Origin of the sequence: Roseofilum acuticapitatum BLCC-M154, assembly GCF_030068475.1 — a bacterium.
In the GTDB taxonomy this organism is placed as follows: Bacteria; Cyanobacteriota; Cyanobacteriia; order Cyanobacteriales; family Desertifilaceae; genus Roseofilum; species Roseofilum acuticapitatum.
On record NZ_JAQOSP010000031.1, the window covers coordinates 1 to 16,590 of the forward strand.

General features: G+C 45.6%; 13 protein-coding genes and 1 tRNA gene. 8 read left to right on the plus strand and 6 right to left on the minus strand.

Features of this window, described 5'->3' with window-relative positions; all coding sequences use genetic code 11:
• Positions 1 to 206: 206 nt before the first annotated feature.
• Positions 207 to 280: transfer RNA gene (locus tag PMG71_RS04470), tRNA-Pro, on the minus strand.
• Positions 281 to 391: 111 nt separating this feature from the next.
• Between PMG71_RS04470 and lipA the strand changes: the two genes are divergently transcribed.
• Together lipA and PMG71_RS04480 are read left to right on the plus strand one after the other, a co-directional pair.
• The gene (lipA, locus tag PMG71_RS04475; protein ID WP_283752443.1) at positions 392 to 1,261 is read left to right on the plus strand and encodes a lipoyl synthase; all 870 of its coding nucleotides are present in this window, start codon (positions 392 to 394) and stop codon (positions 1,259 to 1,261) included.
• A 115-nt stretch (positions 1,262 to 1,376) separates the two neighbouring features.
• Entirely contained in the window at positions 1,377 to 1,562 is a 186-nt protein-coding gene (locus PMG71_RS04480; protein ID WP_283752444.1) for a hypothetical protein, read from the plus strand.
• Positions 1,563 to 1,643: 81 nt separating this feature from the next.
• Here the strand turns inward: PMG71_RS04480 and argH are convergent, their stop codons facing one another.
• Genes argH through PMG71_RS04495 form a run of 3 tightly spaced genes read right to left on the minus strand, consistent with a single transcriptional unit; the run spans position 1,644 to position 4,733 of the window.
• Complete coding sequence (gene argH / locus PMG71_RS04485) at positions 1,644 to 3,035, minus strand: argininosuccinate lyase (RefSeq protein WP_283752445.1); 1,392 nt, start codon at positions 3,033 to 3,035, stop codon at positions 1,644 to 1,646.
• A 25-nt stretch (positions 3,036 to 3,060) separates the two neighbouring features.
• Positions 3,061 to 3,261, minus strand: coding sequence for a hypothetical protein (locus PMG71_RS04490; RefSeq protein WP_283752446.1), 201 nt, complete (start codon positions 3,259 to 3,261; stop codon positions 3,061 to 3,063).
• 26 nt (positions 3,262 to 3,287) lie between these two features.
• Positions 3,288 to 4,733, minus strand: a complete 1,446-nt coding sequence (locus PMG71_RS04495) for a PP2C family protein-serine/threonine phosphatase (protein WP_283752447.1) — start codon at positions 4,731 to 4,733, stop codon at positions 3,288 to 3,290.
• Between the two features lie 295 nt (positions 4,734 to 5,028).
• Here PMG71_RS04495 and PMG71_RS04500 point away from each other — a divergent pair, with 295 nt between their 5' ends.
• The 4 genes from PMG71_RS04500 to PMG71_RS04515 all read left to right on the plus strand — a co-directional run bounded on the left by PMG71_RS04500 (position 5,029) and on the right by PMG71_RS04515 (position 12,724).
• Positions 5,029 to 9,879: a beta strand repeat-containing protein gene (locus tag PMG71_RS04500; RefSeq protein ID WP_283752448.1), complete on the plus strand. Its 4,851-nt coding sequence runs from the start codon at positions 5,029 to 5,031 to the stop codon at positions 9,877 to 9,879.
• A complete protein-coding gene (locus PMG71_RS04505; protein ID WP_283752449.1) occupies positions 9,828 to 11,798 on the plus strand; it encodes a CHAT domain-containing protein in 1,971 nt (656 codons plus the stop codon). Before PMG71_RS04500 ends, PMG71_RS04505 begins: the two co-directional genes overlap by 52 nt.
• Before the next feature lie 128 nt (positions 11,799 to 11,926).
• A complete protein-coding gene (locus PMG71_RS04510) occupies positions 11,927 to 12,232 on the plus strand; it encodes a hypothetical protein (protein ID WP_283752450.1) in 306 nt (101 codons plus the stop codon).
• A gap of 207 nt (positions 12,233 to 12,439) precedes the next feature.
• Positions 12,440 to 12,724: a hypothetical protein gene (locus PMG71_RS04515; RefSeq protein ID WP_283752451.1), complete on the plus strand. Its 285-nt coding sequence runs from the start codon at positions 12,440 to 12,442 to the stop codon at positions 12,722 to 12,724.
• A 10-nt stretch (positions 12,725 to 12,734) separates the two neighbouring features.
• On the opposite strand, the gene PMG71_RS04520 is transcribed toward PMG71_RS04515, so the two are convergent.
• Positions 12,735 to 13,589 carry an SPFH domain-containing protein gene (locus tag PMG71_RS04520; protein WP_283752452.1) on the minus strand — a complete coding sequence of 285 codons (855 nt, stop codon included), beginning with the start codon at positions 13,587 to 13,589 and terminating at the stop codon, positions 12,735 to 12,737.
• Positions 13,590 to 13,706: 117 nt separating this feature from the next.
• Here PMG71_RS04520 and PMG71_RS04525 point away from each other — a divergent pair, with 117 nt between their 5' ends.
• Both PMG71_RS04525 and PMG71_RS04530 read left to right on the plus strand, forming a co-directional pair.
• On the plus strand, positions 13,707 to 14,354 hold the full coding sequence (locus PMG71_RS04525; protein WP_283752453.1) for a class I SAM-dependent methyltransferase: 648 nt from the start codon (positions 13,707 to 13,709) through the stop codon (positions 14,352 to 14,354).
• A gap of 77 nt (positions 14,355 to 14,431) precedes the next feature.
• Entirely contained in the window at positions 14,432 to 16,228 is a 1,797-nt protein-coding gene (locus tag PMG71_RS04530) for an ATP-binding protein (protein WP_283752454.1), read from the plus strand.
• A 77-nt stretch (positions 16,229 to 16,305) separates the two neighbouring features.
• On the opposite strand, the gene PMG71_RS04535 is transcribed toward PMG71_RS04530, so the two are convergent.
• Positions 16,306 to 16,539, minus strand: a complete 234-nt coding sequence (locus PMG71_RS04535; RefSeq protein WP_283752455.1) for a hypothetical protein — start codon at positions 16,537 to 16,539, stop codon at positions 16,306 to 16,308.
• Positions 16,540 to 16,590: the final 51 nt, after the last annotated feature.

The window sequence follows — 16,590 nt, forward strand, 5'->3', positions numbered from 1 at the left end:
AGAGCAAAAGTTATTTAAGCACGCCAATAGTGGCTGCTGTAGCTAACCCGACAAATGGGCAAGAGAATTGCCCATTTTTAGCCCATTGAAACCTATCCACTTTGGGGGGTGTTATGGTGAGTTTGTGTGAAATATGTGTGAGTATACCCACTCTGTTAGAGGGGGTCGCAGGTGAGAACTCTGTCATCATAAGCAATTGAGATGAATCGGGATGACAGGATTTGAACCTGCGGCCCCCTCGTCCCGAACGAGGTGCGCTACCAAGCTGCGCTACATCCCGGAAAATTATTTAGGTCTCCTTATCCTAACATGCGATCGCCCCATTGAGGTGAAAATTCCCCAATCTTGCTACCATAAACTTCAGTAACTCAACACAGGATAAGAGAGTACGGTGACGGTTAAACCAGATTGGCTAAGGGTAAAAGCCCCGCAATGGCAACGAGTGGGTGAAGTGAAAACCACCCTCCGCGATTTAGGCTTAAATACAGTGTGCGAAGAAGCGTCCTGTCCCAACATCGGTGAATGTTTCAGTGCCGGTACAGCGACCTTTCTAATTATGGGGCCAGCTTGCACCAGGGCTTGTCCTTATTGTGATATCGACTTTGAGAAAAAGCCCCAACCCCTTGACCCCACTGAACCGCAACGGTTAGGGGAAGCGGTGCAACGGATGGGACTTAAGCATGTGGTGATTACGGCGGTTAATCGGGATGATTTATCGGATGGGGGAGCGAGTCAATTTGTCCGTTGTATTGAGGCTGTCCGCGCCTTGATGCCCCAAACAACGATAGAAGTTTTAATTCCGGATCTTTGTGGCAATTGGCAGGCTCTGGAGGCGATTTTGAGCGCTTGTCCAGAAGTTCTCAACCATAATACGGAAACGGTTCCCCGGTTGTATCGGCGTGTGCGTCCCCAAGGTGATTATCAGCGTTCTTTGGAGGTTTTGAGGCGATCGCGAGCCTTATCCCCCCAAATCTACACCAAATCTGGGATCATGGTCGGATTAGGCGAAACGGATGAGGAAGTGCGCCAAGTGATGCGGGAGTTACGTGAAGTCAACTGCGATATCCTCACCATTGGTCAATACTTGCAACCGACTCCCAAACACTACCCCCTTAACCGCTTTGTCACTCCCCAAGAATTTGACGCTTGGCGGGTATTTGGAGAATCATTAGGTTTTCTGCAAGTGGTCTCTTCTCCCCTGACCCGCAGTTCCTACCATGCCGAACAAGTCCAAGACTTGATGAAGCAAGCGCCCAGATAAGCTTAACTCTTTCTGAGTTGAGAGGGCATCGGGTCGGGCAGAAAACTTGATTATTTACCCACAGAAGCGTTATAATATCTCTTCTGTGCCATAAGTGATTTCCAATGAGGTGAACATGGCGAAACGCCGTAATCCGAAAAAAGAAAAGGCTCAAAGAAACCTAGCATACGCTCGTAAGTTTCGTAAACGGACTCATCGAGGTTATACCAGTAGACGTTCTCCGATGGATAGTCTCCAAAATGAGAAAGAGGAGAAAGAGAAGGAGGAAAATGAGGTTGATTCCAGCTCTAATGGGGACTAATTCTAGATAACTCCAGTTAATTAGCCCCATTTGAAATTAGAAGAGCCGCCCTAAAGTTTGTGGGGGGGTTTCCAAGCCACCTTAAGTATCAGTATTTAAACGAGACCGAGCCGTGTCTAAGGCTTGTTTAACCTGTTCAAATCCTGTACCCCCATAGCTATTGCGGGCGGCTACAACTTGGCGAGGGGCGATCGCCTCATAAATATCCGCTTCAAAGGCTTCATGTAAGGCTTTCCATTCTTCTAAAGTCAAGTCTTTCAGCAGTTTTCCAGCCGCTAGACTGGTTTTCACCACTTTCCCCACTAAATTATAGGCTTCTCGGAAGGGAACTCCCTTAGCTGCCAGATAATCCGCTACATCAGTGGCATTGGAGAAGTCAGACTCAACGGCTTCCTGGAGACGGGAAGGACGAAATTCTAAGCCTTCTGCCATTAAGACGGTCATCGCTTCTAGGCAACCTTGTACGGTTTTGACGGTATCAAAGATGGCTTCTTTATCGTCTTGCAGGTCTTTGTTATAGGCGAGGGGCAAGCCTTTCATCAATACTAACAAGCCTTGCAAATGGCCAAAGACTCTACCCGTTTTACCCCGTACCAGTTCGGGCACATCGGGGTTTTTCTTTTGGGGCATAATGCTCGAACCCGTGGCACAGCTATCTTTGAGGGTGATAAAGCGGAATTCTTCGGAAGACCAGAGGATCACTTCTTCGGCTAATCGGGATAAATGCACCATAATTAGGCTGGCACTACAGGCAAATTCGATGGCAAAATCGCGATCGCTCACTCCATCCAAGCTATTGTTATAGACGCGCTCAAAGCCCAATAATTTAGCGCTATAGTGGCGATCGATGGGAAATGTGGTTCCCGCCAAAGCACCTGAACCGAGGGGGGACATATTCACCCGTTTCGCCACATCCGTTAACCGTTCCCAGTCCCGTTGGCTCATTTCCACATAAGCCAACAAATGGTGAGCTAAACTCAGGGGTTGGGCCCGTTGCAGATGAGTATAACCGGGAATCAGAGTTTCAACATTCTGCTCGGCCAACTCAATCAACACGCGCTGGAATTCCCGCAGTTGAGTCTTAATTTTACCAATTTGATCTCGTAAATAGAGGCGCGTATCCGTTCCCACTTGGTCATTTCGGCTGCGAGCAGTATGCAGTTTTTTACCCACATCGCCCGTAATTTCAGTAAGCCGACGCTCCACGGCAAAATGGACATCTTCTGCATCAACCGTGGGTTGAAAGTCTCCCCGTTGATACTCCTCTAGAACCTGTTTTAAGCCTTGAACCAGTTGCTCCCCTTCCGAAGCGGAAATAATGCCCGTGTGGGCTAACATTTGGGCATGGGCGATGGAACCGGCGATATCATATTCAATTAATTCAATATCAAATCCGATACTCGCATTAAAACGGGCGATCGCCGGATGTAAAGCACTCTCAAAGCGATCGCTCCAGGTTTTTTTCTCAGTCATAGTCCTGTTTACTCCTTAACTCAAGCTAACCACCATAGGTGGTAATCTTGCGAATAATGTAGCCTAAAATAATCCCTAAAATAAATGCCCAAACCTGGCCACTTTCCACGAAATTCGCAAAAGCAGTCTTCACATTAGCCACCAGATCCGCATTGGTCTGTTGGGCTAAAATAACGCTTAGGCAACCACCAATACCATACAAGCTAAACTTAGAAACTACGGGCATAATTTACCATCCTCAAAAACCATCGCTCAATTTCCATGGGGGTCAACCTGCATAACGACAAGAGTCATATCATCCCGATGGTCATTACCCGACCCCATAAACCCATTCACCCGCTCAAACAGGTAATCTAAAATCCCTTGGGGATTGGGGTAATGCTGACAAGCCCATTGAAAAGCTTCAATAAGATTATCTTCATCAAAGCGATCGCCCTTACGATTCGATGCATCTGTAAACCCATCTGTATAGTAAATAATAATGTCCCCTGGACACAGTTTAGACTGGGCATCTTCATATTCTGAGTTCAAATCCAAACCGATCAGCATTCCCATCGTATCTAAACGCTGAATCGACTGATTCGAGGCTTGCCATAACAGAGGCGGATTATGGGCCGCATTACTATAAGATAACACCTGATTCAAGGGATCGTACTCAGAATAAAACAGGGTCACAAACCGGCTCGCTTGCTCTAAATCTTGGTACATCGCATGATTCAGATGTTTCAGGATTCGGGCGGGGGAATGGCCATTCAATACCTCTGCTCGCAGCATTCCCCGTAACATAGTCATAATCAAACCGGCTGGCACTCCCTTTCCCATCACATCTCCTACGGTAATACACCAGCGTCCTAAAGGAGTCACTTGAGCATCAGAGTCTTTTAACCCTTCTGGCGAATGAATCGGAATAAAATCATAGTAATCTCCCCCTACTCGGTTCGCTGTTTGACAGCGAGCAGCTAGTTTTATGCCTTCGATTTGGGGATAGGTATGGGGTAAGAGTTGATTCTGAATTTCTGCTCCTATTTCTAATTCGCGATCGAGTCTTTCTTTTTTCCGCAGTTCTACTGAGAGTTCATCATTCTCAATCGCTACCGCCGTTTGATCCGCAATTAAACGTAGGAGTTTTTCGCGAGTTTCTGTCCAGGTATACTCTGGATTACGACTAAATACATACAATCTTGCCCGTTCCGTTTTCCTCACAATTACGGCTGTGCCAAATAGTTGGGTCTGGCAACCGAGATAATGACCTATTTCCCGGTCGAGCAAAACGGTCATTTCTTCCATGTTCACCCCTTCTGCTTGCCGATTTCTGAGTTGACGGTTGACTGTTTCTAGGGCTTGGCGAATATCTTGGCATTGGTGGGAGTCATGGCAATGCATTTGTTCGAGTTTGAGTTGCCCGTTGGCTTGAAATAAGACTAGAGCGCCTCCATCGCCATCGGTTACCCGTGCTGCCATGAGGGGGATTAATTCTAGAAATTGATTGAGGTTGTTAAAACTTCGCAGGGCAAATCCCAAAGACATTAACAAATCTTGGATTTTATTTTGCTCTCGGCGCAAACGAGCGACTAATTCTTTGAGAGCATGGACTGGGGTTTGCTCCTCGCTCGCGGTTTTAGGGGAATTGATAGGCAATGGGGGAGTGGGATTGCCGCTAGGTTGGGGGGAGGGTTGGGGAATTGGCACAGCGCTCATTTACTCAGGGGGTAAGAGTTTAGACTCAGTAGGGATACTCTCTACATTTAAGAGGGGCTTCAGACCATCAGCATACTCTATCTCATCAGCTTGAGTCTGAGGGATTCTCTTTGCTCTTCATCTATGAGAGTCAATTGAGATCCTTGAGGCAATGGCAATCTCTTGAATGAGTCCATAGTAGTACACAGAAAAGTGGTTCATTTGTCAAGTCCTAGATAGATAAAATACAAACTTCAGACATTCAAAAATCCCAAAGCTATGATGGGAAAAGCTTGACTCCCCAGCCGACTTTATCATGTGGAAATCCATTACTTCTCTGTGTGTCCTTCTCTCCTGTGCATTACCCACTTATGCTCAAACCTCCATTACCCCAGCCCCAGACGCAACCGGAACCCAAGTTACTCCTATAGGCAATCAATATAACATCACTGGCGGAACTCAAGCCGGTTCCAATCTTTTCCACAGCTTTCAACAACTGGGCTTAAACCCTGGAGAAATCGCAAACTTCATCGCCCAACCCCACATTCAAAACATTCTCGGTCGGGTGGTGGGAGGTGAAGCGTCCCTCATCAACGGACTCATTCAAGTCGCTGGAGGTAATGCCAACCTCTATCTCATGAACCCTGCGGGCATCATTTTCGGCCCCAACGCCCAGCTCAACGTCCCCGCAGACTTCACTGCCACCACAGCAACGGCGATCGGATTTGGTAATAACACCTGGTTTAATGCTCAAGGAGAGAATAATTACGCCAACTTAATCGGTATACCCAGTGAATTCCAATTTCCCTACCATAATCCCGGCACAATCATCAACGAAGGCAACTTAACCGTTAATCCCCAACAGCACCTCACCCTCCTAGGCGGAACCACCATTAACCTGGGAACCCTAGAAGCACCTGGAGGAAAAATCACCATTGCCGCCATTCCCGGCGAGCAAGTCGTCCGCATTTCCCAAGAAGGACATCTTTTAACCCTCGACTTACCCCTATCCGAAACACCCACAACCTCAGAAACCCCCATTCAACCCCCCTCCTTACCCCAACTGATTACCGGCGGTTTCCTCAGTCATGCCAACCAAATGACCGTCAATTCACAGGGACAAGTGGAATTAACCGGCAGTGGCATCACCCTACCCCCATCCAGTGGACTCAATATCACATCAGGCAGCCTCGATGTATCGGGAAATCAAGGGGGAGAAATGCAGATTTTAGGACAACAAATAGGAGTCATTGATGCCAACATCAACGCCTCTGGCATCAATGGCGGTGGTGAAATTTTTGTCGGCGGAGACATACAAGGACAAGGCATTTTACCCAACGCCTCCCGCACCTTTATCAGCCCCAATTCCCAAATTTCCGCCGACGCTTTAGAAGCCGGAGATGGGGGACAAATCATCATTTTTGCCGAAGAAACCGCCAGAATCTATGGAACCCTAAGCGCCAGAGGTGGGCAACATTCCGGCAACGGAGGCTTCATCGAAACCAGTGGCTTACAGTCCTTAGACATCACCCAAACCCCCGATACTTCCGCCCCCTTTGGGGAGGGAGGCACATGGTTAATCGATCCCTACAATGTGGATATTGTTGCCGGAAATGGCAATACTAATATTAACACCAGTAATCCCTTTTCACCCACAGGAGATACCGCCAAATTAGGCATTGACTTACTTAGAAATGCCTTAAAAAACAGCTCAAATGTTGAAATTACCACAGGAACTGGAGGCACTCAACAGGGTGATATCACCTTATCCACTGACTTAGATTTTAATGACATTGGCAATAGTTCCTTAACCTTAAATGCAGAAGGTGGAATATTTATCAATCGGCCAATTTTTGACAGTAATCTCACTACTCCAGACTCCCTAAACTTAACCTTACAAGCCCAAAGTCGATCCGTCACCATCAATGCGCCCATTTCCACGCAAGGCGGTGATATTAACATGACAGGAGAAAGTGACGGTAATGGTATTAGTCTAACTGCACCTCTCAACTCTGGGGGTGGAGCAATTAATCTCACAGGAACTAGCGTAGGATTGGGAATGGTAAATGGAGTCAACATTGAAGGGGGTATTGACTCTGGAGGAGGAGACATTAACATTGAGGCAGCTACAGGGGGTTCCGTTGCCTTAAATGTTCAAGCTCCCATTAGTGCTGGCACGGGTAACATCAGCCTTATTTCTGATTTGCCCTTTATTAACAATATAATTTCCGGAACGGGTGATTTACTGATCCGTCCTCAAAATCAAAATGCCAATATTTTTCTCGGCCCAGATATTCCCGGACAATTCAGCTTGAGTGAAGTAGAACTCACCCAACAAATTGATATTTCAGGAACCGTCACTCTTGAAAATACAGGCACGATTAGCATTGCAGCCTTAAATCTCAACAATAGCAGCAATCCTGCTCCTGCTCGAAAATATACGCTTGTTCTCAAAGGAGAAACTCTAGAGTTTTTCAACACCTTAACCTTAAGCCCCAATCAAACCGGACACTTTATTGCTACTGGAAATATCTTAGATAGCTCACCAGTTAATTCAGCTATATTTGATGGTAACATTCTTTTAGATGCTCATACCATTGGCACAGCAGCCGATTCTCTGTATATTAAAGGAAGTCAATTGGCTGCTATTACTCGTTCTGGCAATCTCTTTCTCGACACCGGCGATATCTTAATTAACCCTCCTCAAAATACCGTGAGTACCGTTTCAGGAATTACTGGAATTCAAAGTGCTGGTCAACTCAATATTCAAGGTAGCCAACTCCTCAATTTAGACGATAATTTAACCTCTAATGGAGCCATGACCCTGGCTCCCCCCTTGAATTTAGTGGATGATATCACCTTAAACAGTAACGGCGGATTCATCAACTTAGACAATACCATCAATGGCAATCAAACCTTAATCCTCAACTCAGGAGGCGCAACCTTTACCAGTCCTGTTGGCAACACAACCCCCTTAAATTCTTTAACCGTTACCGGAGCCACTCAACTGAATGCAAACATTACCACCACAGACACCCAAACCTATAATAATGCCGTTCAATTAAACGATAATCTCACCCTCAACAGCACCAATAACATTACCTTTGGGCAAACCCTGGATGGCGCTCAAGATTTAACCCTTAATAGTGATAGTATTACCTTTTCCGACGCGGTGGGGAGTATTGACCCCTTAAATCGTTTAACCGTTAATGGAAATACAAGACTCAATAGCAATGTTACCACTACAACAGATCAAACCTATACGGGTTCAGTGCAATTGGATAACTCAGTTATTTTAGAGAGTGGTAACGGTAACATCAGCTTTGTCAATACAGTAGATGGCGCTCACACCTTAACCGTTAATAGTGATAATATTACCTTTGCGGATGCAGTCGGGAGTATTGACCCCTTAAATCAATTAACCGTTAATGGAACCACAGCCCTAAATGGCGATATTACCACAACCGGAGCGCAAACCTATAATGGATTCGTGCAACTGAATAACTCCGTTACTTTAGACAGTGGTGGCGCTAATATAGCTTTTCCTAATCCCATTTCAGGAACCGAAGATTTAACCGTCAATGCAGGAGAAATTATATTTTCTGACGCGGTGGGAACTCCTAACCCATTAACCGGTTTAACCCTGAATGGCAATACCACCTTGAATGGTAATGTCATCACAACCGGAGCGCAAACCTATAATGGGTCGGTGCAAGTCAATGACAATGTAATCTTAGAAAGTGGCAATGGGGATATTACCTTTGGGCAAACCCTGGATGGAACGCAAGATTTCAAGGTAGATGCAGGCACAGGAAATATTACCTTTAATGGCAAAGTTGGCAGCACAAATCCCTTAGCTAATTTCACCATTGATAGTACAGGATTGACTCAGATTAATGATACCGTCAATGCTGGTCAAATCAGAACCAATGCAGGGGGAACGACTGAAATTAATGCAGATATCACTACGACAGGAGAGCAGAGCTATAATGATGCAGTAATTTTAGGTAGTAGCGTTACCTTCAGCACCGAGAATAGTAACCTGACTTTTGATAATACGGTTGATGGGGCAACAGCAGGGGGAGAAAACTTAACGGTACAAACCGGTACAGGAGACCTACAATTCTTTGGTGCAGTGGGTAATTCTGTTCCCCTTGGCGATATTACTTTGGTTGCCGATGACATGAGTTTTGAGGGTTCCCTGGCTGGTACTGGAAATCTAACCATAGAACCGTTCACTAATAGCCAAAATATTCGACTGGGAGGAACAGATAATAATGACTCCAATACTTTAGAAATCAGCAGTGAAGATATTCAAAACTGGCAAAATGGGTTTCAGTCGATTACTGTGGGACGCAATACCTTATCTGGCGCAATTGTTACTGAGGGGAATTTAACGTTTCAAGACCCGATTACAATGCAAACGGGAGCGAGTGTAACGGTAAATGGCTCACTGACAGGAGTGGATAATGCTTCGATTGGTTTAGAGGGTTCTCAAATCAACTTAAATGCTGATATTACTACAGCGAATCATGATATTAATCTCAATGGTGTAATTGCTCTGGGTGCAGATGCAATTTTGAGTACGGGAGCTGGAGAGGGTAATCTCAATATTGCCGGGTCAATTGATGGTAATTTTGGATTAACTTTAGAATCGGGTACGGGAGAGATTAGCCTGAATGGTAATCTGGGGGAAACTAATCCCTTAAATCGTTTAAATATTCAAGGGCAGGTTACCACCGGGGGCAATGGGTTATCCATTACGACCATTAATGACGTGACTACGGGAGATATTAGTACCAGTGGTCAGCCTCTGAGTTTAACCAGTAACCAAGGCAATATTCAAACGGGAGATTTGGATACATCAGCCACGGGAAGCGGTGGCAGTCTCACTCTAACCAGTCCCACGGGTAGCATCACTACGGGAAATCTCACTTCTGCGGGAGATACAGCCGGAGGTGATATTAATGTCCAAGCGCAAGTTTCAATTACGACCGGTGATATTGACTCCAGCGCCACTACAGGAGATGGAGGTTCTGTATTTCTTGACCCCATTGGCAATGTGCAAGTGGGTTTTATTAATGCTCAGGGGGGAACTGAAGGCACGGGGGCAATGTGTTTGCTGAGTCTACGGGGGGATTTTTCCAGGCTAGGGGAACGTTTATAGACCAAAATGGCCAAAATGCCAGCATCTCGACTGCTGGAGGACTGGGTGGGGGAACGATTGAAATTCGGCATCAGGGAGGGACATTGAATGCACCGATACAGCCGTTTGTAGTCGGAAATGGTGGGGTGAATGGCACTCAAGGGGTGATTACGACGGGAGCGTTTACTTTATCGAATCAAGAGTTTGCCGATTCGTTTACCTTGGGAACTATCCAAATTGTGACCGATGATGGGTTAACCCCGACAACGGTTACACCGATTAATACTGCTCTAACATCACCCATTGAGGAGCCAACGGTAGAGCCAAGTGTACCGATAACGATACCGGTTACTCCTCCTGTACCCACTGCACCGGTTGCTATTCCTTTAATTCCTACAGAGAGTCCTTCTATCTCGGAGTTTCCTACCTCTGCACCCTCTAATTCTGGGGGAGGGAGTGGAAATGGTAGTGGTAGTGGTAATGGTGGCGCTGTTCCTGTTGTTCCTTCAGTGCTTCCAGGGGTTGGAGTGCCGGTATCGGGAGAGGGGAGTTCAGACAATGGTGTGGGGAGTGCGGTGAATGCGGTGCTGCTGGGACGGGAGCATGGGGCGCAACCTCTTTTGCTCTCTGCTGATGAGGTGAATTTAGATGAAACGATCGCCGCTTTGGAGGCTCAATTTACCCGCGAATATGAGGTGTATTTGGGTTTGGAGAATAATAGGCGGATTTTGCAGTTGCGGGAAATTCAGAGTTGGCTAGAGGAAGCCAGTCAAGCGCCTGTAAAAACCGGATTGATTTATGTGGTGTTTGGTCGTCGGCAGTTGGAGGAGAATGCGGCGCTGGTGTGTCCGGTTCCGACTCCTGTGGAGCTAGAAGGGGCCCGGCAACCCCCGGCTTGTCTGCCCCATCCAGAGGATACGTTGCACTTGATTTTGGTGACAGCGAATGAGGAACCGATACAAGTAGATTTTCCCCAGGTGAAGCGGGAGGAGGTGATGGCGCTGGTGAAGGAGTTGCGTCAGGAGGTGACTAATCAGTTGAAGTTGCGAACGACCAATTATTTGCCACCAGCGCAGAGGTTGCATGAATTGCTAATTGAGCCATTGGAATCAGCATTAGAGGAGCAGGGAATTGAGATGCTGGTGATGGTTCCGGATGTGGGATTGAGGTCTTTACCCATGGCAGTTTTGCATGATGGGGAGCGTTTTTTAATTGAGAAGTATGGCTTGGGGCTGATTCCCAGTTTTAGCCTGACCTTGCCAGAGTATCGGAATTTGCAGGGGGCGCAGGTTTTGGCCATGGGGGCTTCGGAGTTTGAGAAGATGCCCCCTTTACCTGCGGTTCCGGTGGAGTTGCGGGAGATTGGTGGAGAGAGGGGCTTTCTGAATGAGGCGTTTACGGTGGAAAATTTGCGGACAGAGCATCAGACGGGAGAGTTTCCGATTATTCATTTAGCCACCCATGCGGATTTCCAGGATGGCGCTCCAGAGAATTCGTTTATTCAGTTGTGGGAGTCGCAGATTCAACTGCCGGAGATGAGGGGGTTAGAGTGGGGTAATCCTCCTGTGGATTTGTTGACGTTGAGTGCTTGTCGAACGGCGTTAGGGAATGAGGAGGCGGAGTTGGGGTTTGCAGGGTTGGCGGTGATGTCTGGGGCGAAGTCGGCGTTGGCGAGTCTTTGGTACAGTAGCGATTTGGGGACGTTGGCGCTGATGAGTAAGTTTTATGACCAGTTGGAAACTGCACCGACTCGTGGGGAAGCTTTGCGTCGGGCGCAGTTGGCGATGTTGCAGGGTGAGGTGAGTTTGGATGGAGGACAGTTGCGGGGAACGAGGGGACAAGGGGGGATTGTGCTGCCGGAGGAGTTGGCCCAGGGAAGTGTGTCTTTTTCTCATCCTTATTATTGGGCGGCGTTTACAATGATTGGTACGCCTTGGTAATTGGGGGTTGGGGTAATACTGACAAGTCCATTGAAAAGCTTCAATGAGATTATCTTGATCAAAGCGATCGCCCCATCTCCCATCAGGGGGTACAATAGTATCCAGGATAAAGTAGGAGCGAACCACTGATGTATGCTGAAGACACAGACGCAACAGAAATTACCTTTTTCTACGACACGGGAGAATCAGAGTCTTTTAGTTTACCTATTGCTCCAGAGGAGTTTCAAAAACAGGTTAATTTGCTATTAGAGCGCCCTTGGTTAACGTTTCATTTGTTCGATCGCACCATTTGGATCTGTATGGCTAGGGTGGTGAAAGTGGAGGTGAAACCAGAGTTATCGGGTATTGTGGGCGTGGGTGTATTCCCCAATGTGGAGGAAATGACCACCATTCAACGGGGATCGAGGGGACGACTACCGGGTTATCAGAGTTGAGGCCATGCGATCGAGATCACAGGTGAGGAGGCGATCGCTCACCGCGATCGGTTGCACAGGATCAACCCCTGCTCTCAGAGATATCACCCAATGAACTTACATCCGTCACAGCAATTTGGCTAGAAATCTGGAATGATTAGAGTATAAGGGTTAATCAGGGTCTGTATCCGGATTAACCCTTGGTTCTAATCTCAAGAGTTTAAGGGTATGACAACTAGAGTGGTTGATTTTGAAGTTCTCTCTTACATTAATCCAAATGGTAGACTCCGCAAATATGGTAGCTTGGAGTGTCAGCGCTATGGCTGCAATTATCGGATTATTTCTCCCATTAATCGTCAGGATGCCTCGGCTGAACAAGAAACCTATAGAGAGTTAATTGCTAAATTGAATAAAACCAAAATCAAACGCATTAAAACTGAGGAACATACTACTTTAGATGAAGCCTTTCGCATAGTCTTCCATTTAGCCAATTCCCAAGAAGAAGAGGCTTAGACCACAGGGTTTAACTATCAGGGTTGCATTCTGAACTATTTCCTGAAGAGGAAGTTGGGGGAAGATCGATATTCTTTAAGTTTGACCGTTCATATTCGAGTAGGTTCGTTAAGGTTTCATTGAGAACGCTAGGATTCATAAAGAAAACCTTGGAGTTGGGACTAGCTGTAAGCTTTTCATTCGTGTCGAGATAGTGTCGGGCAATAATAAATTGGATAAACTCAGGGCTTTTAGCATCCATACCCAAAGCATCAGCTAGAATTTTCATCGATTGCGCTCCACCTTGGGCTTCAATGATAGAAGCCAGTCGTTTACTTTCTGCTGCTCGCTCTTTTTCTAAAGATTCAATAATCGTTTTTGGTGGCGTAATATCCCGCACTTCTACCCGGATGAGTTTCACGCCCCAGGAATCGGTAACCGAGTCAATTTGCTCTAGCAGCGATCGATTAATTTCCTTAATCCCGGAAAAAGTTTGGTTCATTTCTAGGCGACCAATTTCTCCCCGCAAATTGGTTAAAACTAAGTTTTCTAGGGCATTTTCAATATTGTCAATGGCATAGTAAGCCCGTTTTAGGTTGACAATTTGCCAGTAAACGATCGCATCGACGGCTAAGGATACATTATCTCTAGTGATTGTTTGTTGGGGGGGAACATCCAATAGCCGCTCGCTCATTAAGGCTCGGATCACGACCCGATCGAATAAGGGAATAATAAAGTTAACCCCAGGCCCTAGGGTGCGGTGGTATTTTCCCAAGCGCTCTACTAAGGCTTGATAGGGTTCCTGAATGATGACTAAGGAACCCGACAGACCGGCGATCGCCACTAGAAAGATAATAATAATACTGGAAATAATACTGCTCGTCATCAAACTATCCTCACCAGGGAAACAGGGATCGGGCCAAACCTGGGGAATCCTTTATAGTGTAAAAGGAAGCCATATTTAATTTTAAGTTTACAGTTTTAAGGTTGAACTGAATTAATCATGCTCTTACATCCCCAAGACCGGACTAAACTTGATTCTAGCGACGATCGCCAATTTTATGCCTTTCCTCGGTTCGTCACCCATGTGGATGAGGGGTTTATCCAGCAGTTAACCGATCTTTACCGCGATCGCCTCCAACCCCAAACTCGCATCCTAGATTTAATGAGTAGTTGGGTCTCCCATCTTCCTGACGAGATCGCCTTTGAGCATGTGGAAGGCCATGGTCTGAATGAGGAAGAATTAGCCAAAAATCGCCGCTTAGACCATTATTGGGTGCAAGACCTTAATCAAACCCTGCAACTTCCCTTTGAAGATCGAACCTTTGATGCGGTTCTCAATTGTGTCTCCATACAATATCTACAATATCCCGATGCCATCTTTAGCGAAATTCACCGCATCCTTAAACCCGGTGGAGTTCTCATCGTCAGTTTTTCTAACCGCATGTTTTATCAAAAAGCGATTCAAATTTGGCGCGATGGCACGGATCAAACCCGCCTCAAGCTGGTTAAACAGTATATTCAAGCCGTCTCTGGATTTACCGCACCTGAGTTAATCGTGCGTCTACCTAAAGTTCCGGCACTCTTGCAACTCATGGGTTGGGGAGGAGGAGACCCCTTCTATGCGGCGATCTCCTATCGCCAAGATTAACCTGATCTCTATCACCATCACCTCAACCTATGCATCAGAACCTCACTGGAATCTTATTACCGTCTATTCATGATCCCATGTCTTCCGATCTCCCCCAATTCCATCTAGCGCTGCCCAGTTCTAAAGAAGGATTATGGGATTGGAATTTGCACACTGGACGCATATTTTTCAATCCCAATTGGCAACAAATTTTGGACTTTTCTGAAGCGGAGTTACCCCAAACATTTAGTGATTTTGAAGCCTTAATTCATGCTGAAGATTTAGCCATCCATCAAGCTGCTCTCCAAGCCCATATTCAAGGAGGCAATCAATTTTATGAAAGTAGCTACCGCTTGCGCTCTCCTAGTGGAGGTTATCGGTGGATTTTAGCCCGTGGATTATGTTATCGCTATAGTGATGGTACTCCTTATCGTTTAGCAGGTTCTCATACGGATATTACTTCATTTAAGAAAGCTCAAGAACAAGAGTCGGTTTTACGGTTAATTACCGACCAAATTCGCAGTAGCTTAAACTTAAAAACAATTTGGAAAACCGCAGTCGATCAAATTCAAAAGCTTTTAGATACAGATCGAGTTTTAATTTATCAATTTCAATCCGACTGGAAAGGTGAAGTGATCGTCGAAAAAGTGGTAGGCAACTGGGGATCAACTTTGGGAAAAGTAGGAGCAGATAATTGTTTTTCTCAAGACTATGCAAGTCTTTATCAAAATGGCAGAGTTAGAGTGATTCATAATATTTTCTCCTCTAATCTAGATCGGTGTCATATCGATTTTTTACAAAAAATTGATGTGCGCTCTAATCTGATTGTCCCAATCATTATTAAAGAGGAATTATGGGGGTTACTCATTGCCCATGAATGTAAGCGATCGCGGCGTTGGAAAGAATCAGAGGTTACCCTATTAATTCATGTGGCTAAACAATTAGCGATTGCCATTTATCAAGCTAATTTGTACGATCGATCCCAAAAAGCAGTTCAAGAATCTGAAGAAAAAGCCCATGAATTAGAACTGGCTTTACTTAAATTGCAAAAAACCCAGGCTCAACTGATTGAAAGTGAGAAAAAATATTCTATTGGTCAACTGGTTGCTGGGATTGCCCATGAAATCAATAATCCTGTGAGCTTTATCTATGGCAATATTGATTTTGCCAAAGCTTATCTTCAGGATTTATTAGACTTGGTTCAGCTCTATGAGACAACTTTTCCTCAACCTGGAACAGCCATTGAAAAATTCCGTGAAGATATTGATGTAGAGTTCTTACAATCTGATTGTATTGATTTATTGGAATCGATGAAAAATGGAGCTTCTCGCATTCGGGAAATTGTGTTATTTTTAAGAACTTTTTCCCGGTTAGATGAATCTCAGATGAAACGAGTTAATGTTCATGATGGACTCGAAAGTACATTGATGATTATTAATCACCGTTTACAGGCTAATGCCCATCGCCCGATGATTCAAACGATCAAGAATTATGGTGTGTTACCGCCCGTTGAATGTTATGCTGGACAACTCAATCAGGTGTTTATGAATCTATTGGTCAATTCGATTGATGCCATTGATAGTGCTTGGGAAAATCAGCCTAATCGAGAGAGTCCCACAATTACCATTACCACCGAAAATCAACCCATGCAATCGATCGCAATATCGATCGCTGATAATGGGGTAGGGATGTCAGATTTAATTCGCCAGCGTTTATTTACCCCTTTTTATAGTACCAAACCAGTAGGTAAGGGGAAAGGTCTAGGCTTGAGCTTATGTCATGCCATTATTGTCGATCATCATGGGGGCGAACTCTCTTGTGAATCTGAACCGGGAAAGGGGACAACGTTTACGATAACATTGCCCTTACACCAAGTCTCCTTACACCCAGGTTAAAACAAGATAAAAAAGTAAGACTATGGATCAAAATGGGTGTAGAGTTTAAGGCTTGTCATGGCTATTGAGGGTAAGGATTAACGGTTTGGGGATAATTGCTCTTGAATTTGCTGAATTTTGCGATCGCGGAAGGACTCTAAAGCCTTTTCTAAATCTTCCCGTTCTACCCCTTCTGGTAGATCTGCTGTAGAGAGGGACTGAATCATACTAGAGACTAACTGGCTAAACCCCTCAATGCGATCGTTAACGGATAAGCTCTGTTTCGTAGGGGAAGCAGGAGTGAGTAGGGGTGAAAATGGATAATTTAACATTCGACAGCACCTCTGATTTTAATAGATGACCCTATTAATCCTAATTCTTAT